Source organism: Niallia sp. Man26, assembly GCF_022049065.2.
Classification (GTDB): Bacteria; Bacillota; Bacilli; order Bacillales; family Cytobacillaceae; genus Niallia.
Genome location: NZ_CP095744.1, coordinates 667,007 through 690,661, shown reverse-complemented (window position 1 = coordinate 690,661; position 23,655 = coordinate 667,007). Strand labels below are relative to the sequence as shown.

Here is a 23,655-nt window from a genome sequence, read left to right as displayed (position 1 = left end):
AGCAGCAGCTCGATGATGGAGCTGCTGCTTTCGTATGATTATCTGCTTGTATAACCAGCATCAGCATGGATAGTTGTTCCTGTTACATAAGATGATTGGTCGGAAGCTAACCATAGGCTTGCTTGTGCGATTTCAGCCGGTTGGCCAAATCTTCCTAACAAGCTGAGCTGAGGAGCGAATTCTTCTTCTGTCTGCCCTGTTTCTTCCAAGGAGCCGCGCAGCATTGGTGTATCGATTGCACCTGGTGCAACTGTGTTGACACGGATATTTTTGTCGCCATTTTCTAATGCAGCAACCTTTGTCATTCCAACAACGCCATGCTTTGCAGCCACGTATGCAATATTGTTCGGCTGAGGACGGAATCCGCTCACAGAAGAAATGTTGATGATGCTGCCGCCTTCACCTTGTTTAATCATTTGCTGTAATTCATATTTCATGCAAAGAGCTGTTCCAGTCAAATCAACAGAGATTAATCTGTCCCAATATGCCTCATCAAATTCAGCCGCTGGAGCATTGTCTGGAGTTAATGCTGCGTTATTTACTGCAACATCAAGACGGCCGAATTTTTCTACTGTCTTTGCAACAAGGTTTTGGACTTGCTCTGATTTAGAAATATCAACCTTTACAAAGTAAGCTGTACCGCCAGCAGCTTCGATTTCAGCTACTGCTGCTTGTCCTTTTTCTTCATTAAAATCAGCTACTACCACTTTTGCCTTTGCTTCTGCAAATAGTTTTGCCGTTGCAAGACCCATGCCCATTGCAGCACCGGTTACTATGGCAACTTTTCCGTCTAGTACAGGAAATGTCATACTATATCAATCCTTTCGAGTTTTAGATTATATTTATCTGCATTTAAAGCTTAGATTATTTATGAAAGGGCTTCAATATGCAATAATAATGAATATGTACGAAAACATACAAATGATAATCATTTGTCTAGTAAAATTATTAAAGGAGTCCTTCCATTGTCTACTATTTATCCAGATAAACGGGTTAAAAGAACAGTTGAAAATTTCAAGGCAGCGTTGTTGGAATTAATGAAAAAGAAGAGTTTTCAAGATATTACCATCACTGAAATTGTTCATGCTGCAGATTATAATAGAGGCACCTTTTATGCACACTATAAATGTAAAGAAGAGCTATTAGATGAGATTATAGAGGACATGTTTGAGTTGATGGATGAAGCATATAAAAAGCCATATGAGCATTTATCTATCATTGATTTTCACAAGCTGTCTGCCAACGCTATTGTATTATTTGATCATTTTTTGGAGCATAAGGAGTTTTACAAGCTGATGCTGTCTCCTGAAACAAATTATTCCTTTAAGGAAAAAATGATTAACAGGCTAGATCAGCTTTTCAGGTCCGAATTTGAGTTCTTCACAGATGATGTAGATTCTGATATTGATATCAATCTTTTTTCTACTTATAGAATTCATGGGATAATCGGCATTCTGCTGCAGTGGATCGATAGTGATTTTCAGGAACAGCCCGATTATATGGGAAAACAGCTTATACATATATTAAGGTTTTCTACACCAACAGTGTCCGTAAAGAAATAAGACAGCACTTATCTTAAATAAAACTTAAAGTAAATTAAGTTTTATTAACTTTATTTTATATATAATCTATTTTAAAATAGTATTGTAGTACTAAATAGTTTATTAATTGTACAAAGGGATGGTATAAATCATGGAATTCAAACAAATCACAGTTGCAGGCAGCGGGGTTTTAGGAAGCCAAATCGCTTTCCAATCAGCTTTCCACGGTTTCAATGTAACAATTTATGATATTAATGATGAAGCACTGCAATCAGCGAAGGAAAAAATCAACATATTAAAGGGTCGTTATCAAAAGGATCTAAATGCCAGCCAAGAGCAGGTAGATGCAGCCTTTGGCCGTATTTCTTATTACAGTGACCTGGCAAAAGCAGCTGCTGATGCAGATTTACTAATTGAAGCAATACCAGAAATTGTGCCAATAAAAACAGAGTTTTATCAAAATCTTAGCAAAGTAGCACCAGAAAAAACTGTTTTTGCCACAAACTCATCGACATTATTGCCGAGCCAGTTTGCTGAAGCAACTGGGCGTCCAGAGAAGTTTTTGGCACTTCACTTTGCTAATGAGATTTGGATTAACAATACAGCGGAGATTATGAAGCATCCAGGTACAGACATGAAAGTGTTTGATCAAGTAGTCGATTTTGCAAAAGCAATTGGAATGGTGGCGCTGCCTCTACATAAGGAGCAGCCAGGATATATTTTGAATTCCTTGCTTGTGCCACTTTTAGACGCTGCTGAGCTGCTTTTGTCAAGAGAGGTTGCTGACGTTGAAACTATCGATAAAACATGGATGATTGCTACTGGCGCTCCAAAAGGACCTTTTGCAATCCTTGACGTTGTCGGCATCACTACATCTTACAATATTGTGAAAGCCAAAGCAGAAGCAACAGGAAATCCAGAATTCAAAAAGTTGGCAGAGCTCTTGAAAACAGAGTATGTTGACAAAGGTAAACTTGGGGTTGCAACAGGAGAAGGCTTCTATAAGTACCCAAATCCTCGCTTTATGGACCCTGATTTCTTGGGAAATTAATATAATAGAAAGCCTTCCGAATTCGGAAGGCTTTTTTGCTATATTAAATCCTGCAACAGATGCTCTGTAAACTGATCAATCATTTCTGGGCATTTTTCATTTTTTCGTGTCACACGCCATAAATAATTAGAAAGGGTAAGATACTCATTGATAGAAATCGTCACCACCTCATCTTTTAGATGTGGCGGCAATGCTCGAATAATATAGTCATTTGTAATCGTGATCGCATTCCGTTGCAGCACCATTTGTAAAAGCACGTCCCCATTATTTGTTGTCAATGCAATCCTGTTCCTCAAGTTATCTGGAAACAAATCGTCGGCAATTTTCTTCAAATAAGGATCATTGTACAGGACAATTGATTCATTCATTTCGTTAATGATTTGGTCAAGAGAGATTTTATTGTTGAATCTCAAGATAGAGCTTTTATTCACGGCAAGCACCACTTCGACCCTTTTAATCGGTTCCCAATCTAAAGCCACATCATGATTGTTTGATCCAAGTGAAACAAATCCCATATCTGCATGGCCGTTTTTAACCTGTTCGAGCACTGCAGCTGTATCTTCCTCCATCACCTGGACATTAATATAAGGATAGTTTTCACGGAATTCGAGGGTATTATTAATGATTTGTGAGACTAGCCCGGGAATCGTGGCAATAACAATATTTCCGTACTGATTGTTTTTTGAAACAGCAATATCATATTTGAGCCTGTCGATTGTTTTCAAAACGGTAACAGCATGCTGGATAACTTTTTTGCCTTCCGCTGTTGGGGTTACACCTTTTCGTGAACGTGTAAACAGCAATACGTCTAATTCTGCCTCTAATTGCGTAATCGAGAGGCTGATTGCTGGGACTGTCATTAAATTCTTTTTAGCGGCATCAGTAAAGGAGCCTAGTTCTCCGACGTCCACTAAATATTGAAGCTGGGTTATATTCATGTTTGTCACCTTAAATATTTTTTAAGATTAGCTTTTGTTCCTTAAAGATATTTTATCAAATATTTTGAGAAGAGGGGTAAAATGATAGGTGAAAAACTTAAAGTAAGTTCCTAGTTGTGGAGAAAACCGCTGAGCTTTTCCTTGTCCGAAGTATCTAAGCCGTTTAATAATTCTTTTATCGGTAGATTACTTTCCTGCATTGCCGCGACAATTAATTGAGCTGTCATTGCAGCTCCTGCTTCATTAAAGTGGGTATTGTCTATAATACCTTCTGGATAGTTTTCAGATTGGCCAGGAGGTAGATGTAAAAAATAATCCTTTGATTTTTCTTCACCGGCAGCATTCAAAAACTCGCGAGTTATTTTATGAATATCCAGTACTGGCACCTTGTTTTGTTTGGCAAATTCAATCATTGCCTTTGGATAATCGCCAACTGAGTTCTCGGCAATCTTATTTCCAACAAAATTGCGTCTAGTAACAGATGTCAATAATAAGGGATGGGCATTTACACTTTGTGCAACCTGAACATATTTAAGTAGGTTTTGTTGATAATCTTCATAAGGATGTGTACCTCTTTCAGGATCTTCAAGTTTTTGATCATTATGGCCAAATTGAATAATCAGGTGATCTCCTGGTTTAATGCTCTTTTCAATTGCTTCTAAATGACCTTCCTTAATGAATGATTTCGTACTTTTGCCATTAATCGCACGATTATCAAGTCTGACATTCTCCTTAACATAAGCTTGGAAGGCTTCACCCCAGCCTGTTTCTGGTCGCTTTTCCGGTACTTTAATCGCAGCTGTCGAATCTCCAGCTATGAAAATAGTTGCTTTTTTTCGCATTTATACCACCTCTTCTTATTATTTATCCAATTTTTTCAAATTAGGTATATGCACACGTTAACACTATTATGTATAATCATATTAGTACGATTGTTTTTGATAATTATGAATTATGAGTTAACGCTTACATATTATAATTTAAAGGTTTAAATGTCAATTACAATTAGAAAACTGGATTACTATAGACTAGTGGCATATGAAGAAAGCTAATTAGACCTCCTAATATGATGGAAATTAAGGTATTATAAAATGATAACGCTTACAAGTTGCGAGGGATTTTAATGAAGGAGTGATGGTATTGTTTAAAAAAACGCGAGTGTTTTACAGTCTTTTTATTCCGTTTTTCTTAGTAGGAGTCGGACTTGTTGCAGGGTTTAGTATTTTTATTTATAACTCTACCTACGAATCTGTTGAGGAAAGTTTTTTAACAGATAAGAAAAATTATACAAACCAAATCCTTCAGAACGTGGAACAGAAGGTAAGAACAATCGAATATGGATTTACGGCATACAGTTCCACTTCCAATTTTGAAAATATTTTTAATAATCCATTATCCGGAAAAGATTTCTCTGTTTATCGTGATATCAAAAAAGAAATGAGCTATATCGAAATGATGGGGATTGAAGGAAGTCACTATAGTTTGATTAGCTTAACAGAGCATTGGGGAATTATCGAAGGTTCTTTAAAAACTCTGCCGAAGGATGAAGTAACAACTTATCAAAAAGATTATGTATCTGATTCAAGCAGAAGTCTTTTTTGGAAACCAATCAAGAATGGTATTCAAATGGTTATGACTTTACCTATTTATCAAAGTGAAAAATTTGCGTTAGGAATAGCCAATATTCCCAAGTTAAGCATTGATAAGATCGTTGGTGATAATAAACAACTGGTGCAAATATATAATCAAAAGGAAGAGTTGATTTATTCACGTACAGGAAATGATAGGAAGTTGTCGGAGGAAAGCTCTAAAAAACTAACAGCAGCTGCAATGGAAAATGGACAAAGTTCGAGTGTAATAGATACTGAAGACGGCAAAAAATACGTTTTTACCCGCTCAGATTATAATCATTGGCTTTACATAGTAGAGATTAATGAGGGGGAAATAGGAAGTATCATCCATAATACGCGAATAGGGCTTTTGATTGCATCAGCAATTTTAGTTCTGCTTGTTGGCTTCATTTCTTTTCTGTTAGCTGAGTCCTTTTCACGTCCGATAAAAAGAATCCAAGACAAGCTAGACATTCAAAGGGTAAATCTTAAGCAAAATGAACTTTCCTTGTTAGCAGAATCTGTAGAAAGAGTAGTTGGACAAAAAGAGGTTCTGACAGCAAGTCTTACCATGCAAAAACCACAGTTAGAAACCTTATTTGTTTTGAGTTTATTTAGAAAACGCATAACAGAAAACGAGGTCATTCACCGTCTGGAGCAGTTTGGTTACCATTTCGATGAAAATAAGGTATTTTATACTGGGTTAATTCAAATAGACAGCATAGAAGAACAGCTAATGGACGATAGAAACATATTTTTATTGGCTATTAATAATATTGTGGAAGAAATGATTCCAAAGACGGAACGATTAATTCCGATTGTTTTAAATGATGAGATGCAAGCAGTCATCTTTGTCCTTGATAAAGAGGACCAAGAAGCTGAGCGGCGGATTATGAAGTATTATGAAGAAATTCAAATAGCTGTAAAAAAATACTTGAATATTGTGATAAGCGCAGGTATAAGCCCTGTTTATGATACTTTAATAGAAAGTAAAAAGGCAGTGGACTTAGCTAAAGAATCACTTCATTATCGCGTGAATGTTGGTTCAGAATCGATTATTTTCTATTATGATATCGCTTCGATTCTAAATGATGCGTCCATTTCAAAATTTCCTGTCGAGTTACAGAATGAGTTAATGAATGCGATCCGGTCGGGGGACGAAGAAGTTGTCATTGCGATGGTTGGAGTATTAGTGGACGAAATTTTTCGCTTAAATAAAAACCCGATAAGCTTAGGAGTTACCTTAATAAGAGTCATAAATGAGTTAGTCCAGTTAGGCCAGCTGTTAGGTGCAGAATCAAAAATCTTTGAAAATATAAAAAAGATGTATCAAGCAGCGATAACAGTCTATCATCCGGAAAAAATTAAGCAAATGCTAATCATTGATTTAATAAAGCCAGTAATCATTAGCACGCAAGATAAAACAGAGCGTGGCTTTAAATCTCTGTCAGAAAAAATGGTCTATATTATCCAAACGGAATTTGATGAGGAAATATCTCTTGATATAATTGCTGACCGCTTGCATTATAATCCTAACTATTTAAGCAATGTCTTTAAAAAAGAATATGGGCAGACCTTCGTGGATTATTTAATGAATTATCGTTTACAAATGGCTCAAACCTGGTTAAAAGACACAGATTTAGCGATAAAAGATATCGCAGAGCGTTTGAAATATCGGAACCCGCAAAATTTTATCCGTTTTTTTAAAAAGAAATTGGGCATAACGCCAGGGGACTACCGAAAAGAATATCGGCATTCCTAAAGAATACAATAGAAAAAGCTTCTGCTGCGCTTCCAGAAGCTTTTTCTTGTTAGACATTACCCTTTCACAGATCCAACCAAGGCACCTTTTACTAAGTACTTCTGTACAAATGGATAAGCAATAAGCATTGGAACCGTTGCAATTACAATGACAGCCATTTTAATCGTTTGAGCAGGAGGAACCACATCTACAGAGGAACCCTCGGCTTGCATACCGCTAGATACAATAACTATCTGGCGTAATAATACTTGAATCGGCCATTTAGAGGAATCATTGATGTATAAGATTGCTGTCATATACGTATTCCAATAGGTCACTGCATAAAAGAGGGAAATAGTTGCAATGGATGGCAATGCAAGAGGCAGCATGATTTTTAAGAATACACCAAAATCGGTGCAGCCATCCATTTTCGCAGATTCTTCCAAACTATCGGGCAGGGCTTGGAAGAAATTCCTCATTATAATAAGGTTAAAAGCATTAATGGCGACTGGCAGAATTAAAGACCAATAAGAATCAATCAATCCGACTGATTTAACAACTAAGAAGGTTGGTATCATTCCTCCGCTGAACAGCATCGAGAACACAACAATGAAATTAACGAAATTTCTTCCGAATAAATATTTCCGGGATAGACCATATGCCATTAAAGCAGTAAGAACCATACTCACCAAGGTTCCAATACCAGTAACCCCAATCGAAACGGCTAAAGATTTAAATAGAGTTGGAGTTGATAAAATATACCGATAAGCATCGAGAGAGAAGGTACGAGGAAATAAGATAAACTTTCTCGCTACCACTTCCTGTGTGGATGCAAACGAACTGGCGATCACATTGACAAATGGGAGGAAACAAATGAGTGCGATAATAATTAATATCGTTCCATTAATTATGGAAAAAGCCCGGCCTCCTTTAGTCATTTTTTTCTTTTTTGTTTTCATCATATAAATCCTCCTTCATTTACAGTTTAAAGATAAGCCTACCTTATCATTCAAAATAATATTACGTATATAATCACTATCCTACATTGATAAAAAAGAATGAAGAAAACGCTTTCTATGTGTTCGTGAAGAGAAAAAACAGGATAATCATTTCAGGGAAAGAAGGATAATCAAAATCAAATATTATCGTTACAAACGTTGATAAAACAAGGTTTGTAAGCGTAATCATAAAATGATTATGTACGTAATTATTTAGATTCAGTAAGCTTAAACCAGAAAGATATTTCACAATTAAAGGAGGAGTAAAATGGGAGGTGCTGTGAACCCAAATCATACTTTGCCAACCGTGTCTGTTAAGCAGGAAAAAGTAATGCGGAGGCAAAAGATCCTGGCAGGGATAAAAACGAATAAGCTCCTATATTTGATGATTTTCCCTGGAGTGCTTTATTTTTTAATATTTAAATACTTACCGATGGCGGGACTTATCATCGCATTTCAGGATTATCAACCATACTTAGGAATTCTGGAAAGTCCGTGGGTGGGTCTTAAACATTTTATCCGATTATTTACGGAACCTACTTTCTTCATGTTATTGAATAATACGTTAATTTTGTTTGCCTTAAATATTGTAATCTTCTTTCCATTACCGATTATCCTGTCACTCATGCTAAATGAAGTGAAAAACAAATATTTCAAATCAGGAATCCAAACCTTGATTTATATTCCGCACTTTATGTCTTGGGTAATCATTGTATCCATCACTTATGTTTTCTTAAATGTAGATGGTGGGGTTATTAATGAATTATTAGCAACCATGGGATTTGAGAAAATCAGCTTTTTAACGTCCCCCGATTGGACACGAACGGTTTATATTAGTCAAATAATATGGAAGGAATTAGGATGGTCAACGATTATTTATCTAGCTGCTATTACTGCTGTTGATACACAATTATATGAAGCTGCTGAAATGGACGGTGCTGGTGTTTTAAGAAAAACCTGGCATGTTACCCTACCAGCGATTCGTCCTGTTATAATTACGCTCCTAATCTTAAAAATCGGAAGTACCTTAGATTTAGGCTTTGAGCATATGTATCTCTTACTTAATTCATTAAACAGAAGTGTTGCTGAAATATTCGACACCTATATTTATACAGCTGGGCTGAAGAATGGGCAGCTAAGCTTTAGTACAGCAGTAGGTTTATTTAAAGGTATTGTTGGATTGATATTAGTTATTTTAGCTAACAAACTAGCTAAAAAATTTGGAGAAGATGGCGTGTACTAATAATTCCAGAAAGAGGGGACTACGATGCTCAAATCGGTAGAAAAAATAAATTCCATTTTTACCAGCATCCTAAATTTAGTATATGTAAATATATTGTGGGTTTTATTTACTTTATTAGGATTAGGTGTGTTTGGGATCGGCCCTTCTACTTACGCCTTAGTTAGTATATGCCGGCAATGGATTCGCGGAAACAGCGTCCCTGTTTTTAAGACCTATTGGCAGTATTATAAAGAAAACTTTAAGGAATCGGTTATCATTAGTTGGATTTATCTTTTTGTTGGCTTTGTTTTAGTTGTCGACTTATTGACCGTGACCAATTGGTACTTAAGAGTGGCATTATTGATTGTAGGCTGCATCTATTTGTTATCTCTCGTATATATCTTTCCAATTATGGCCCATTATAATTGGAATGGAATATTCTTGAAAATAAAGATGTCCTTTCTATTTGGCATAGCCTGTCTGCAATATTCGCTGATCTTTTTTCTAGTGGCAGGTGTACTTTATTGGGCAGCGATCACTTTTTTTCCAGGCGTTTTAACCTTTTTTGGAGTAAGTTTCCTCTTCTTCCTAATTACTTGGACTGCCAATCAAGTGTTTACCAGAATGGAAATCGAAGATGCTAAAGAAGCAAATATAAATGAAAAGGAGAATTGTAATGAAAAAACCAATGGTATCAAAGTTAGCTAGCGTTAGTCTTGCAAGCATGCTGCTGCTTGCAGGATGCAGTGGGGCAAAAACTAGCAATAATTCAGCAGATGGTGAAAAGGATAATGGCAAAGCAGAGATCACCTGGCTGAATATTCTCCATACCGCTTCACCTCCAACAGATACTATATTAAATGAACTTGAAAAGAAAACGGATACAGAAATTAAATTCTCGTGGATTCCCGATGCTTCAAAAGAGGAACGTATAAATACTGCATTAGCTTCAGACTCTTTGGCAGATATTGTTACGTTAACGATTTTAGAAAATTCTTCAGTCAGAAACGCACTGAAATCTGGTATGTTCTGGAATATTGAAGAGTATCTAGATGAATTCCCTAACTTAAAAGCCATTCCCGAAGATATGCTAAAATCAGCTTCTACAGAGGGGAAGCTTTATGGTGTACCATTCCAAAAAGACTTAGCAAGAAATGGTGTGGTTCTTCGTAAAGATTGGTTAGATAACTTAGGTCTTGAGGTTCCTAAAACAACAGAAGAATTAATGGAGGTTGCAAAAGCATTTACAGAGAACGACCCAGATGGCAACGGTAAAGATGATACAACTGGTTTCATGGACCGCAGTGATTTAGTGTATGGCGTATTCAAAACAGTAAGTTCTTATTTTGGAACACCAAACACTTGGGAAGTGGACTCCAAAGGCGACTTTGTAGCAGAGTTTGAAACAGACGGATACATTGAAACAATGGATTATATGAAAAAGTTATATGAAAATGGCTGGATAAATAAAGATTTTGCTGTAACAGCGAAGACTGACCAGCAGCAAAACTTTGCTCAAGGAAAAGGAGGTATTTATGTTGGTGCCTTATTTGACGCGAAAAATCTCGAAACAATGGCAGCAGGAATCCAGGATAATATGGAACTTGCTCTAGTTAACGATATGACATCAGCGTCTAATTCTGATAGAGCGATTTGGTCTGGAGGTAATGGGATTGGCGGATTATTAGCATTTCCACGTTCAGAAGTTAAGGATGAAAAGGAATTGAAAAAGCTATTAAAATTTGTTAATGATTTAATAGAAGAAGATAACTATACATTAATGACATATGGAATTGAAGGTACCCATTATAAGCTTAACGATGATGGTGCCTATGAAATTATTAATCAGGATTTATGGCAGCAGGAAGTTCAGCCATTTGCATCTTCGCGACCTAATGAAACCGGTTACAACTTGAAGGATCCTAACCCAATCAAGGCCGAAGCTGATGAAAAAATAGCTGAAAACGCAGAATACGCCCTGATGAATCCTGCAGTTCCATTAGAATCTCCAACTTTTACAACTCAAGGTTCTGAATTACAAAAGATTATTACGGACGCTACCTATCAATATATCTTAGGTGAAATCTCCCTAGCTGACTTTAAGCAAGCAGTTAAGAATTGGAATGAACAAGGAGGAAAAACAATCAAAGAAGAATATAAGGAAGCATATAAAGCTACAAATTAATGGTTTTCTCCATTGAATGGTGAATTAAAAAGTTAACTTCTGAAAGAAAAGGAGTAGAACATGAAAATGAACTGGTCTGTTAAAACAGCGAACTCCATTATGGAAAGACTGCCCCGCTTATATGAAGACAGAGGCAACAATGGAAAATGGTCCTATGATTATGGAGTTATATTAAAAGGCTTTGAAAAAGTGTGGAGGCAAACGGGAGAACAGAAGTATTTCAACTTTATTAAGGACAATATAGATTATTTTGTACAGGAAGATGGTTCCATAAGAGGCTATCACTTAGAGGAATATAATATTGATCACATTAACAATGGAAAGCTTCTATTTGTGCTATATAGGGAAACCGGGGAAGAGAAGTATAAAAAAGCTTGTGAACTATTGCGGAGACAGTTAGAAGAACATCCGCGCACATCTGAAGGTGTATTCTGGCATAAACAAATTTATCCATACCAAATTTGGCTGGACGGATTGTATATGGGCTCTCCTTTCTATGCAGAGTATCAGACAACTTTCGCTAATGGGGAAGGTTTAGAGGATATCATTCGGCAGTTTAAGCTAAGCTATGAGCATTTACTAGATCGAGAGACAGGGCTTTTGTATCATGCATGGGATGAACAAAAAGTGCAGCCATGGGCCGATCAAAGAACAGGATTGTCAGCAAATTTCTGGGGCCGTTCGATAGGGTGGTATTTGTTAGCAGTAGTCGATACGCTGGAAATACTTCCGGAAAAAACGTTAGGCCGTGATTATCTTGTCCGAATTTTAGAGAACACACTGCAAGCACTAGTAAACTACCAAGATGAGAAGAGCGGTGTTTGGTATCAGGTAACAGATAAAGGAAATGAAAAAGGAAATTACTTAGAAGCGTCATGCAGCAGTATGTATGTGTGTGCGATAGCAAAAGGTATCCGTTTAGGAGTTTTGAATCGAAAAGCATGGGAAGCACAATTAAAGAAATCTCATCAAGGCTTATTAGAGGAATTTGTTCTGTTAACGAAGGAAGGCTGGGTGAATCTAAATAAAACTTGCCAAGTTGCAGGACTAGGCGGTGCTGATAAAAGGGATGGCTCGTATGCCTATTATATTAGTGAACCGATTATTTGTAACGACCAAAAAGGGTTGGGAGCTTTTTTGCAGGCTTTAGCTGAATTTGAAGAAGTAATAAAAGAGGTGTAGCCATGACAACTTATACGATAAAAGGGATTGAAGTACTAAAGGATGGTGAATTATGTACCACATCTATCCAAACAGCGATTGATGAAGCCTATGAAAATGGCGGTGGTACGATAAATATTCCTGCAGGTGAATACTTAACCGGAGCGTTATTTTTAAAAGACAATATTGAATTGAACTTGTCGAGAGGTGCTGTATTGAAATTTTCCAACAAGCAGCATCATTACCCTGTGGTAACATCTCGCTGGGAAGGTGTCAAAAGAGAGGTTTATGCATCTTGTTTGTATGCTGAAAATGCAAAAAACATTTCTGTAACTGGATTTGGAACGATTGATGGAAATGGAATGGAGTGGTGGGACATATTCCGAAATCAACGGGAGAAGCTCGCCTATCCACGTCCCAAGCTAATTAGTTTTGATGGATGTGAAAATATCACCATTAAAGATGTGACACTAATTAACTCACCAAGCTGGACGGTTAATCCAATCCGTTGCAACAATGTGACCATTGATAATGTGTCGATCTTTAATCCGTCAGACTCACCGAATACAGATGGAATTGATCCGGAATCTTGCTCCAATGTAAGAATCAGCAATTGCCACATTGATGTAGGAGATGACTGTATCGCCATTAAATCCGGAACAGAAGATACAGCAGAACGTGTTCCTTGCGAGAATATCACGATTTCAAACTGTACGATGATTCATGGGCATGGAGCTGTTGTATTGGGCAGTGAAATGAGCGGTGATATCCGCAATGTGACCATTAGTAACTGTGTTTTTCAAGATACAGATCGAGGGATTCGCCTAAAATCACGCCGGGGACGCGGCGGTGTAGTAGAGGACATTCGCGTTGATAATATTGTGATGGACAGAGTAATGTGTCCATTTATATTAAACTTGTATTATTTCTGTGGTCCCCGCGGAAAAGATAAATATGTATGGGATAAAAATCCTTACCCAATAACAGAGGAGACTCCGATGTTTAGACGGATCCATTTCTCCCATATTACAGCTCGCAATGTCCATGCAGCAGCAGGCTTTATTTATGGGTTAGCGGAACAGTATGTGTCAGAACTCAGCTTTAATCATATCGATATCTCCATGGCTGAAAATGCTATTCCAGGGAAACCGGCAATGATGGCTGGAATGGAGGATATGAATAATCGCGGTTTTTATGTTGGCTATGCCAAAGATGTCTTGTTTAATCGCGTGTCAGTTGAGAACCATGAAGGCCCAGCCTTCCATATTGAATATTCAGAGGATATTGAGGTAACTCATTGTAAGTCCAAGAATACTAAAGCGGAAGAAGAACTTCTTAAAGAAGTGGAGGTCAAGTGAAAGACAAACAGCTAAGGAAATTATTTGAACTTTTAGGAGAACGCTCAAAACCAGAAGCCTTATCTGCAGAGATAGTTAGGCTGGAGGAACGAAACGGATATATATTGGAAAGTTTAATGCTGGGATTAAATGGCTTCGAAAAGGTGCCAGCCTATTTTGCCAAACCGCAGAACGCAGACGGCGCACTACCAACAATTATCTTTAATCACTCCCATGGCGGGAATTTTGATCAAGGGAAAGAAGAACTCCTAACTAGCAGTACGTATTTACAAAATCCCTCCTTTGTAGAAGAGATTACAGGGCTTGGCTTTGCTGTTTGCTGCATTGATATGTGGGGATTTAATGAGCGAAAAGGGAGACAGGAAAGTGAACTTGTTAAAGAGATGCTCTTAAATGGCCAGACATTGTGGGGGATGCGTTTATACGATAACTTGACACTGCTTGATTATTTAGAAACCCGGCCGGATGTAGATTCTAGCAGACTAGCAACCATCGGTATGTCTATGGGCGGTTTGATGAGCTGGTGGTTAGCTGCACTTGATGACCGTATTAAAGTGTCTGTTGACATAGCTGGTCAGGTTCATATCGAGACACTGATTCAAAAACGCGGTTTGGATCATCACGGTTTCTACTATTATGTGCCTCGGTTTTTAAAGTATTTTTCCACTTTAGGAGTTCAAGAGCTGATAGCGCCAAGGCCGCGCTTAAGCCTGGCAGGCAGGGATGACAGAATGTGTCCAATAGAAGGTGCCAAATATTTAAACGAACAACTGCAGAAAACATATACAAACCAACACGTTCCTCAAAACTTTGAAGGCTTTATGCTTACAGGAGGGCATCAAGAAACAAGGGAGATGAGGGCATTATGGAAAAAGTTCTTAAAGAAACATCTTTAAAGAGGTTAATTGTTGGCAGAAATGAATTTTGTGATTTTTCCTGTATTCAATCTGCATTAGATTATTGGCAGGATGAACAAGGACCATTTGAGCTAACGGTTTTGAGTGGAGACTATTATGAAAACATCCTTCTGTATCAATCAGACATTTCCATAATTGGTGTTGGAACGGTAAGAATTATTGGCAATCGGTTTGCCTTACAAAAAAATGAGCAGCAGCAGGAAATAGGAACCTTTCAAACAGCCACTTTTTTTATCAATGGATCTAATATAGCAATCGAAAATATTGACATGATTAATAATGCAGGACCAGGAGAGAAGGTGGGGCAGGCGGTAGCTCTCTATAATGAAGGAACTAATGTTATGTTCAAGAGTTGTTCTTTTAGAGGTTATCAGGACACGATTTGTCTCGGGCCATTGCCGCCCCTGCAAAAGAACGGACAATTATTCTCCACTCCTGAAATCAAAACATCTTTAGATGAGCACAGCTGTCATTTTAGCGATTGTTATATCGAGGGTACAGTCGATTTTATCTTTGGCGGTGGTGCAGCGGTATTTCAAAGCTGTGAAATTAAATCATTAAGAAGGCCGAATAACGCCGAAGGCTTTATAACGGCAGCCTCCACTCCTGAAGGCAAGAAGGGGTTCCATTTTGAACACTGTTATTTAACAGGGGAAGAAGACGTTGCAAATGTGTTTTTAGGAAGACCATGGCGTTCGTTTGCAAAAACTACTTTTGCCAATTGTCGTATCGGCGCACATATTCATCCAACGAGATGGGATGATTGGGATAATCATCACAACCGAAAAACGGTTATGTTTAAAGAATATAAAAATATCTATTACTCTAAAAAAGAGTTAGTCATGTTGGATTGGATTAATTTTATGGAATAGAAAGGGTTTGAAGAATGAAGCGAAAATGGGAAGTAATCATTGGCTTGGCAGGTGTTATTCTTTGTGTCATTCTTTTGGGCGGTTTTTCCTTAACCATTACGACCATGGAGGAAAAAACTTTTGCAGACACAGTCTTTCCAATTCTGCAGGAGGATGTTTCAACGAACTATCTGTCTGAGAGTTTCACAGCAGTGAAAGCACTGGCTGTATGGTTTGGCGTTACCGTATTGATTGTGCTTAGTTTAACTTTACCAGCGACAGTATGCATCTGGAAAAACAGGTATCCTAAGTGGGCAGCTTTTCTTTATTTGGCAGCCGGTCTGACAACTTTAATTGGAACCCAATTTATTGCTTTCCCATTAGCTTTTCTCTTTTTTATAGCTGCAAGCTTATGTTTATTTAGAAAAATAAAGAATGGAGAAGGAGCAGATTATGTATCGATCAAAAGTCAAAAATCCAATATTGCCCGGGTTTAATCCAGACCCTAATGTCCTGAAGGTCGAGGATACTTATTATATTGCTGTTTCTTCATTTGAATGGCTGCCGGGAGTACGTATCTATCAATCAAAGGATTTAGTCAATTGGGAGCATAAGACAGATATTTTAACCTATCAAGTCGATTTACGGGGAAACCCCCAAAACGGAAGTATCTGGGCTCCGCAAATTAGTTATGATAAGGGATTATTTTATCTCCTCTATACAGATGTGAAAAGTACGAAGCGGCCATTTAAAGATTCTCACAATTATTTAATTACTGCCCCAAGTATTGAAGGGCCTTGGTCGAAGCCAGTATATTTAAACAGCAGCGGTTTTGATCCATCCTTATACCATGATGCAGATGGACGGAAGTGGTTGTTAAATGAAATTTGGGATTATCGCATGACAACCGGAAATAAATCAGCAGGAATTGTGATGCAAGAATATGATAGTGAGAATCAAGCATTAATAGGACCTGTTTATAAAATTTTTGATGGCACAGAATTGGCTAAAACAGAAGCGCCTCATCTTTACCATCATGGTGATTATTACTATTTAATTACCGCAGAAGGGGGTACAGGGTCAGGCCATGCTGTGACAGTATGCAGATCGAAGGAAATTACAGGTCCATATGAGGTGGATCCTCATTATCCGATGCTGACAGCAAGGGATAAACCAGACTCCCCCTTGCAGTGTTCAGGTCATGGCAGCATCGTTCAAACGCCAACAGGAGAATGGTATATGATCTATTTATGTACGCGGCCCCTGCAAGGAAATGCCGCTATATTGGGACGCGAAACTGCCATCCAGGAGGTTTATTGGACAAAAGACGGCTGGCTGCGATTAGCAGATGGCGGCAATGGTCCGTTGTTAGAAACAGAAATCGTTACTCTAAATGAAGTAGAACAAAGAAAAAATACCGATTTTAAAGATGATTTTAACGGTAATCTCGATAAAGAATGGAATACACTGCGGATTTTGGCAGATGAAACATGGTGCGATGTAAAGAGCCGTAATGGGTATTTACGAATGTCCTCTGGTGACTCGATTCAATCCTTATTTGAGCATCATATACTCGCCGTCCGCCAAAAGGATTTTCATTTTAGCGCTGAAACAAAGTTAGACTACACTCCAAAAACATATAACCAAATGGCAGGTTTACTCTTGTATCTCAACGATACTAATTATTTGTATGCCTACTTAACATTTGATGAAACACACGGCCTCGTCATTCGCTTAATGAAATGCGCAGATGGCGAATTTACTTTAAATCCAGTGATTGTAAAGCTTGAACAAGGAGAGGTAGAGCTTAAGGTGGAAGTGAATGGACCTGTTGCTAATTTTTATTATCGTATGGAACATATCTCTGCTTGGCAGGAAATCGGAGCAGCCCAAGATGTGATGTTCCTATCTGGAGGATTTACCGGGAACTTTGTCGGGATTGCTGTCCATGATATGGACCGAAAAGCGAGCTCTTATGCAGATTTTGCTTACTTTGAGTATGTTGTATTGGATAGCTAATAGTTTTAGAGGAGTAAGAGAGAAGTGATTGCACTAGCAAATTACTTCTCTTTTTTGTATTCACAATGTTTATTATTCTGCCTGATGGATATCTTTTTATATAGAAGTAGTAAATATTACTAGGCTTAATTTAATGGAGGAGAATAATGAAAAAGAAAGTTACCATTATTGGCGGTGCTGGGACAATTGGGTCGATTTTATATCAAGGTCTGCGCAGCAAATACAAGATTGTCATACTTGATAAAAAGGCACCTGAACATGCAGTTGATTTCGTAGAGGTAAATGCAACAGATTACGAATCGCTCCTTCACAGCATTCCCAAAGATTCAGATGCATTGATTAATTTACTAACGATTAAATCTCATAATGACTTAAAGAATGTAGATGAGTTTAATGATATGACGAAAATTCACTTTATGGCTTCGTTTTATGTTATGCAGGCTGCAATTACGTTAGGAATTCCTAAGGTAGTCTATGCGAGCAGCAATCATACGACAGATTATTATGAGAAAGATGGTTTTTCAAGGTTAGGAAGGGAAATTACAACAGCGGATTATCCTTACTCGAATGGACTATACGGCGTTCTAAAGCTTGCTTCCGAAAATATTGGCCATATTCTTACACATCAGCCTGAAAATAATCTTTCGGTAATTAATTTACGAATTGGAAGTGTACATCCAGACGAAATTCAAGCTGTAGAAGAAAATGATCGTTTGCACAGAACCTTGCTAACCCATGAAGATGCGGTCCAGCTTTTTGACTTGGCCCTTGAGTCAACAGTAAGATATGGTACCTACTATGGTGTTTCAGAAAATCCTCATAAACCATGGTCAACAGAAAACGCATGGAAACAGCTTGGATTTCTTTCACAGTCCAATGCAGCAGATATTTTAAAAAGAAACTAAGACTATTTTTCATGCAGAAAATGTTAACGTTAACATAATTCTGCTTTATAAGGAGTGAAGTGCTAAACGAATAGGTTGATTTATCATTTTTTGAATAGCGCATGATAATAAAATAACATCCCTTGAATCATATGACGATACAAGGGATGGCTGTTTCCTTTTTATGCAGAAATATTAGTATTGCTTTGTTTCTTATAAGCTTTAACTTTGTTTACAGCATAAATGATAGATATTACCCACACTACAATAATGGCAGCATATATATATGGATAGGCAGCTTCATTAGTAATCCATGAAGTCAAGAGTGTGCGAGCATTCACCAATATGATAAATCCACCAACCAGAACACCCATCAGCTGGGCATGCAGCTTGCGGACAAGCCATGCTGCGATTGGTGCGGCGATTATGCCGCCGATCATCAAGGCACCTACCCACAGCCAGTTAACCTGTTCCCAGCCTAAGGAAATGAAAAATCCTAATGTTGCAGATACTGCAATGGCGAACTCACTTGTATCAACAGTTCCAACCACTTTACGCGGGCTGATCCCCTTCTTGGATAGCAAAACTGGTGTTGCTATCGGACCCCAGCCGCCGCCGCCTGTCGCATCTGCAAACCCAGCGATTAGTCCTAGCGGAATGGATTGCTTGCGGCTTAGTGATAAGCTCTTTTTTTCTTCAGAGGGACGGAAGTTAAATAAGAAACGTACTAACACATATAGTCCTAGTAATAATAGGAACAAGGAGATATAAGGTTTTGCTAAGTCACCTGGCAGATTGCTTAAAAAAGTTGCCCCTAAGAAAGCCCCGATTGAGCCTGGAATAATCAAACGATAGACTGTTTGCTTATCGACATTGCCAAACTTAATATGCGATGCCCCAGAAGCAGCTGTAGTGACGACTTCCGCTAAGTGAACAGATGCAGAAGCAACAGCAGGTGCGATTCCGAAAGTAAGCAAGAGCGACGACGATGTAACTCCGTAAGCCATTCCTAATGATCCATCAATCAATTGTGCCAACAGGCCGATAAATGCAAAAATAATCAATTTTTTCATGTTCAATACCCCTTAATATTATTGAAAGTATAAAAAAAGGGCGTAATCCTATATATGCAGTAATTGCAATAAAGGTTACGCCTTCGGTGTTCCGATCAGCTTGCCGATTTTTTAATTTTCTAAATTAAGATGATTATAAAACACACAATTCCTACCTGTCAACTTATATTTAATATATTAATATCCATATTAACTTCATTATTTATCCTTCGTACAAATGACATTTCACAGTCCGTTCCGTTTGTACCTGTATATTTTTCGGTACTTCTGTTTTGCAGCGATCGAAGGCGACTGGGCATCTAGTGTGAAATACACAGCCTGACGGCGGATTAAGAGGGGAGGGGATCTCTCCCTTTATCACCATTTTTTCTCGTTTGCTCTCTGGATTTAACAGTGGGACTGCTGAAATTAATGATTTAGTATATGGGTGCAATGGGTCTGTAAATAATTCCTCTGTAGGAGCTTGTTCGACAAGGTTGCCTAAGTACATAACTCCAACTTTATCTGCGATATGTCTGACAACACTAAGATCATGAGAGATAAATAAATAGGACAAGTTCAGCTCTTTTTGCAGGCTTTTTAACAGATTAACAATTTGTGCCTGGATAGAAACATCTAAGGCGGAAACTGGCTCATCACAAATGATTAACTTTGGCTCAAGGACTAGCGACCGGGCAATACCAATACGCTGTCTTTGGCCGCCGGAGAATTCATGTGGATACCGACTGTAATGTTCTTCATTAAATCCCACCTTTTTTAATATCTCTAATGCTAGGTTCTTTCGTTCCTGCTTTGCTCCTATCTTATAAATCGCCAGTGATTCCTCAATAGAATAGCCGACTTTTTTTCGTGGATCCAATGAGGTATGAGGATCCTGAAAAATCATTTGCAGCTCTTTGCGCACATATTTTAAAGCGGATTTTTTCAGCTTGAAAATATCTTTATTCCGATAAAGCACCTCGCCATTTGTCGGCTCGACAAGCTTTAAGAGCGTTCTTCCTGCAGTGCTTTTTCCACAGCCTGACTCACCTACTAATCCGAACGTTTCACCCTCGTAAATGTCAAAAGAAAGGTCTTCGACTGCTTTAATAAAGGCTTTTGTTTTTCCTAACGAAGTTCTCACAGGATAATATTTCTGCAAATTTTTCACTTGAAGGATCGGTTTTCCTCTGTTTAAGGTTTGCTCAGTCTGCATACAGTGTGTCTCCTTTCTTTACCTCATCATAATGCCAGCAGCGGACACGGTGGTTTTTTGCGACTGTTTCTAAAAGAGGCATTTTACTTTCGCATCTGCTTGTTGCATACTTGCATCGCGGTGCGAACCGGCAGCCTTTTGGAATTTGAAACAGGGAAGGAACAGTGCCCGCAATGCTGTGTAAATAATCAACTCGTTCACCCTCAATTTGAGGCACAGACTTCATTAAACCAATTGTATAAGGATGAAAGGGCTGTTTGAAAAGAGTCTGCACATCTGTTTCTTCAATTACCTGCCCTAAATACATCACAGCGACTTTTGTACACATATTGGCAATCACACCAAAGTCGTGGGTTATGAGGATAATCCCCATATTCAGCTGTTTCTGAAAAGAAGTAATTAATTCAAGAATTTGTGCCTGAATAGTTACATCCAATGCAGTTGTCGGCTCATCAGCAATCAACAGCTTAGGCTGGCATGATAACGCCATGGCAATCATAACCCGCTGCCGCATCCCGCCGGAAAGTTCATGAGGGTATTCCTTTGCCCTTTGTTCAGGGGAAGGGATTCCAGTGAGCTTCAGCAGTTCGACAGCTTTTTGGTATGCCTCTTTTTTTGTGGCAGATTGATGAATCCGAATTGATTCTGCGATTTGCTTGCCGATAGGCATTACAGGATTCAGTGAGGACATGGGATCTTGAAATATCATCGCAATATCATTGCCGCGCAGCTTCTCCATCTTTTTCTTGTCATACTCCAAAAGGTTTTCCCCGTTAAACATAATCTTTCCATTATAAAAGGTGCTGTCTTCATCGAGCAGCTGGAGTATGGCTTCTGCTGTCACGCTTTTTCCGCAGCCGGATTCCCCGACAACACCTAATATTTCACCTTCCTCCAGTTCGAATGAAACACCGTCAATAGCCGAGACCTCTCCTTGATGTGTGGCAAAGTCCACTTGCAAGTCCTCGATTTTAAGCAATGGCAGCACCTGGCTCATTTTCTTTTCCTCCTCCTCACAGTTTGTTTGCTTTTTGGATCAAGATGATCTCGTAAGCCATCACCGAACAGGTTGAGTCCAAGCACGATTAGTATGATGAACAGGCCGGGAAATACGGTCATCCACCAAGCATTGTATATAGCAAGCTTCCCATCATAAAGCATATTGCCGAGGCTTGGCAGGGGAGCAGGAATACCAGCACCAAGAAAGCTGAGTGATGCTTCCGTTAAAATAGTGACAGCAAAGACAAATGTCACTTGTACAATGAGCGGAGCAAGGATATTTGGAGCAATATGCAAAAAGAGAATTCGCAATGAACTCGCTCCTTGTGCTTGTAATGCCTCAATAAAAACCTTTTCCTTCACAACTAAGGCAGCAGCCCTGACAATCCTTGCTATAGAAGGGATGAAGACAAGAACAAGGGCGATGATAACATTAATTGATTTGGGTCCAAGGGCAGACATAATCGCAATCGCCAGCAGAATAGACGGAAAAGCAAACAACCCGTCACATATCCGCATAAAAATATGATCGAGCAGCTTGTAATAGGAAGCTAGCAGCCCGACAGTCAGACCAATACCAGAAGCGATTAAGGTTACAGTTACTCCAATCATTAAGGAGATTCGAACACCGTACATCGTCCTGCTGAACACATCTCTTCCAAAATTATCGGTCCCAAACCAATGGGCATTAGACGGTGCAGCTAAGCGGTTTTTTGGGTCGATTTCTAAAATCTCGTACGGAGAAACAAAAGAGGCGAACACTCCTATTAGAGTAGTTATAGTTAGCAGAATACTTCCCGTAAGCAGCAATCTGTTGGAAAAAAACCGGCTCTTTTTTTTGACTGTTTTTCTGCTGGTTAATGGCTTATTAACTAGTACTTTCGTGGTTTCTGACATGTTTTTCTCCTTTCTTAGACTTGATAAGAATTCCGAACCCGTGGATCAATTACGGCATATAACAAATCAACGAGCAGGTTCATCAGTACATAGACAACTGTTATCATCAACACAGCTCCTTGTATGACTGCATAATCACGGCGATTAATGGACGAGACAATCAGCTGGCCAAGACCGGGAATATTAAATAGTGATTCGGTAACAGCAGCTCCAGTGACAAGCCCTGCGAAGGATTCGCCAATCACAGTTAAAATCGGGAGAAAGGCGACCCTCAGAGTATGCTTTAACAAAATGGCCTTTTCACTGACACCTTTCGCCTTTGCTGTCTTGATGAAATTTTCCGATAAAGTATCAAGAAGGGAGGACCTTGTCATTCTCGTAATAAGTGCGGCTTGAATCGTTCCAAGAGTTATCGAAGGCAAAATAAGATACTTTAGATGCTCCCAGATTCCTTGACTTAAAGGAGCATAGCCTGATACTGGCAGGATTTTCAGCTGAACCGCAAAAATCATAATCAGAAATGAGCCTAATAGAAAGCTAGGTATCGAAATTCCGATTAAACTAGTTCCGGAAATCAAATCATCTTTAACCCGTCCTTGGTTTTTAGCTGCAGTTATCCCAAATAAAAGGGCGATGCTGACACCGATAAGTTGGGAAAGAACAGCGAGAGAAAGCGTCGGACCGGCATTTTCCAAAAATGCTGTAAGAACTGGCTTTCCGAGAAAATAAGAAGTGCCAAGATCACCTTGTGCGATATTAGTGAGCCAAATGAAAAATTGAGCCAACAACGGTTTATCAAGACCGAGTTTTTGATTAAGTTCTGCTATTTGCTCAGGAGTTGCACCTTCTCCTAAAATAATCATGGCAGGGTTACCTGGCGTTATATGGATGATTAGAAAAACAACGACAGCAACGACTAACAGTACGGGAATGAGTGACAAAAGCCGTCTTATAATATATCCGCCCATGAAATCTTCCTTTCAAAATTGATAATTAAAATAGAAGAAGCAAGACA

At 38.6% G+C, this 23,655-nt stretch carries 22 protein-coding genes; 13 read left to right on the top strand and 9 right to left on the bottom strand.

The window, feature by feature from the left end:
• Positions 1-38 precede the first annotated feature (38 nt).
• Entirely contained in the window at positions 39-809 is a 771-nt protein-coding gene (locus L8T27_RS22965) for an SDR family NAD(P)-dependent oxidoreductase (RefSeq protein WP_233314864.1), read from the bottom strand.
• Between the two features lie 156 nt (positions 810-965).
• Between L8T27_RS22965 and L8T27_RS22960 the strand changes: the two genes are divergently transcribed.
• Positions 966-1,562, top strand: coding sequence for a TetR/AcrR family transcriptional regulator (locus L8T27_RS22960; RefSeq protein ID WP_237943195.1), 597 nt, complete (start codon positions 966-968; stop codon positions 1,560-1,562).
• 130 nt (positions 1,563-1,692) lie between these two features.
• The gene (locus L8T27_RS22955) at positions 1,693-2,592 is read left to right on the top strand and encodes a 3-hydroxyacyl-CoA dehydrogenase (RefSeq protein WP_233314866.1); all 900 of its coding nucleotides are present in this window, start codon (positions 1,693-1,695) and stop codon (positions 2,590-2,592) included.
• Positions 2,593-2,630: 38 nt separating this feature from the next.
• On the opposite strand, the gene L8T27_RS22950 is transcribed toward L8T27_RS22955, so the two are convergent.
• Complete coding sequence (locus L8T27_RS22950; protein ID WP_233314867.1) at positions 2,631-3,530, bottom strand: LysR family transcriptional regulator; 900 nt, start codon at positions 3,528-3,530, stop codon at positions 2,631-2,633.
• Positions 3,531-3,640: 110 nt separating this feature from the next.
• Positions 3,641-4,372 (bottom strand): rhamnogalacturonan acetylesterase, encoded by a 732-nt coding sequence (locus tag L8T27_RS22945; RefSeq protein ID WP_237943193.1) that lies wholly within the window; start codon positions 4,370-4,372, stop codon positions 3,641-3,643.
• A 298-nt stretch (positions 4,373-4,670) separates the two neighbouring features.
• Between L8T27_RS22945 and L8T27_RS22940 the strand changes: the two genes are divergently transcribed.
• Positions 4,671-6,902, top strand: a complete 2,232-nt coding sequence (locus L8T27_RS22940; protein ID WP_237943192.1) for a helix-turn-helix transcriptional regulator — start codon at positions 4,671-4,673, stop codon at positions 6,900-6,902.
• A gap of 56 nt (positions 6,903-6,958) precedes the next feature.
• On the opposite strand, the gene L8T27_RS22935 is transcribed toward L8T27_RS22940, so the two are convergent.
• Entirely contained in the window at positions 6,959-7,843 is an 885-nt protein-coding gene (locus L8T27_RS22935) for a carbohydrate ABC transporter permease (RefSeq protein ID WP_233314870.1), read from the bottom strand.
• 367 nt (positions 7,844-8,210) lie between these two features.
• Between L8T27_RS22935 and L8T27_RS22930 the strand changes: the two genes are divergently transcribed.
• From L8T27_RS22930 to L8T27_RS22885, 10 genes are all read left to right on the top strand, one after another.
• Positions 8,211-9,122: an ABC transporter permease gene (locus tag L8T27_RS22930; protein ID WP_282581473.1), complete on the top strand. Its 912-nt coding sequence runs from the start codon at positions 8,211-8,213 to the stop codon at positions 9,120-9,122.
• 24 nt (positions 9,123-9,146) lie between these two features.
• A complete protein-coding gene (locus L8T27_RS22925) occupies positions 9,147-9,809 on the top strand; it encodes a YesL family protein (protein ID WP_233314872.1) in 663 nt (220 codons plus the stop codon).
• Positions 9,760-11,286 (top strand): extracellular solute-binding protein, encoded by a 1,527-nt coding sequence (locus L8T27_RS22920; RefSeq protein ID WP_237943188.1) that lies wholly within the window; start codon positions 9,760-9,762, stop codon positions 11,284-11,286. The genes L8T27_RS22925 and L8T27_RS22920 overlap by 50 nt, the downstream gene beginning before the upstream one ends.
• A 60-nt stretch (positions 11,287-11,346) precedes the next feature.
• Entirely contained in the window at positions 11,347-12,468 is a 1,122-nt protein-coding gene (locus L8T27_RS22915) for a glycoside hydrolase family 88/105 protein (protein WP_233314874.1), read from the top strand.
• 2 nt (positions 12,469-12,470) lie between these two features.
• Positions 12,471-13,805 (top strand): glycoside hydrolase family 28 protein, encoded by a 1,335-nt coding sequence (locus L8T27_RS22910; protein WP_237943186.1) that lies wholly within the window; start codon positions 12,471-12,473, stop codon positions 13,803-13,805.
• Entirely contained in the window at positions 13,802-14,701 is a 900-nt protein-coding gene (locus L8T27_RS22905) for a dienelactone hydrolase family protein (RefSeq protein ID WP_237943184.1), read from the top strand. Before L8T27_RS22910 ends, L8T27_RS22905 begins: the two co-directional genes overlap by 4 nt.
• Positions 14,671-15,594 (top strand): pectinesterase family protein, encoded by a 924-nt coding sequence (locus L8T27_RS22900; RefSeq protein WP_237943182.1) that lies wholly within the window; start codon positions 14,671-14,673, stop codon positions 15,592-15,594. Before L8T27_RS22905 ends, L8T27_RS22900 begins: the two co-directional genes overlap by 31 nt.
• 14 nt (positions 15,595-15,608) lie before the next feature.
• Positions 15,609-16,070 carry a hypothetical protein gene (locus tag L8T27_RS22895; RefSeq protein WP_237943180.1) on the top strand — a complete coding sequence of 154 codons (462 nt, stop codon included), beginning with the start codon at positions 15,609-15,611 and terminating at the stop codon, positions 16,068-16,070.
• Positions 16,027-17,592, top strand: a complete 1,566-nt coding sequence (locus L8T27_RS22890; protein WP_237943177.1) for a glycoside hydrolase family 43 protein — start codon at positions 16,027-16,029, stop codon at positions 17,590-17,592. Before L8T27_RS22895 ends, L8T27_RS22890 begins: the two co-directional genes overlap by 44 nt.
• A 146-nt stretch (positions 17,593-17,738) precedes the next feature.
• Positions 17,739-18,497 carry an NAD-dependent epimerase/dehydratase family protein gene (locus tag L8T27_RS22885; protein WP_237943175.1) on the top strand — a complete coding sequence of 253 codons (759 nt, stop codon included), beginning with the start codon at positions 17,739-17,741 and terminating at the stop codon, positions 18,495-18,497.
• Positions 18,498-18,658: 161 nt separating this feature from the next.
• On the opposite strand, the gene L8T27_RS22880 is transcribed toward L8T27_RS22885, so the two are convergent.
• From L8T27_RS22880 to L8T27_RS22860, 5 genes are all read right to left on the bottom strand, one after another.
• Complete coding sequence (locus L8T27_RS22880; protein ID WP_233314881.1) at positions 18,659-19,549, bottom strand: sulfite exporter TauE/SafE family protein; 891 nt, start codon at positions 19,547-19,549, stop codon at positions 18,659-18,661.
• A 202-nt stretch (positions 19,550-19,751) separates the two neighbouring features.
• Complete coding sequence (locus L8T27_RS22875) at positions 19,752-20,744, bottom strand: ABC transporter ATP-binding protein (protein ID WP_237943173.1); 993 nt, start codon at positions 20,742-20,744, stop codon at positions 19,752-19,754.
• Positions 20,734-21,741 (bottom strand): ABC transporter ATP-binding protein, encoded by a 1,008-nt coding sequence (locus L8T27_RS22870; RefSeq protein ID WP_237943171.1) that lies wholly within the window; start codon positions 21,739-21,741, stop codon positions 20,734-20,736. The genes L8T27_RS22875 and L8T27_RS22870 overlap by 11 nt, the downstream gene beginning before the upstream one ends.
• Positions 21,738-22,640 carry an ABC transporter permease gene (locus L8T27_RS22865; protein ID WP_237943169.1) on the bottom strand — a complete coding sequence of 301 codons (903 nt, stop codon included), beginning with the start codon at positions 22,638-22,640 and terminating at the stop codon, positions 21,738-21,740. The genes L8T27_RS22870 and L8T27_RS22865 overlap by 4 nt, the downstream gene beginning before the upstream one ends.
• 14 nt (positions 22,641-22,654) lie before the next feature.
• Positions 22,655-23,608 carry an ABC transporter permease gene (locus L8T27_RS22860; RefSeq protein ID WP_233314885.1) on the bottom strand — a complete coding sequence of 318 codons (954 nt, stop codon included), beginning with the start codon at positions 23,606-23,608 and terminating at the stop codon, positions 22,655-22,657.
• Positions 23,609-23,655 lie beyond the last annotated feature (47 nt).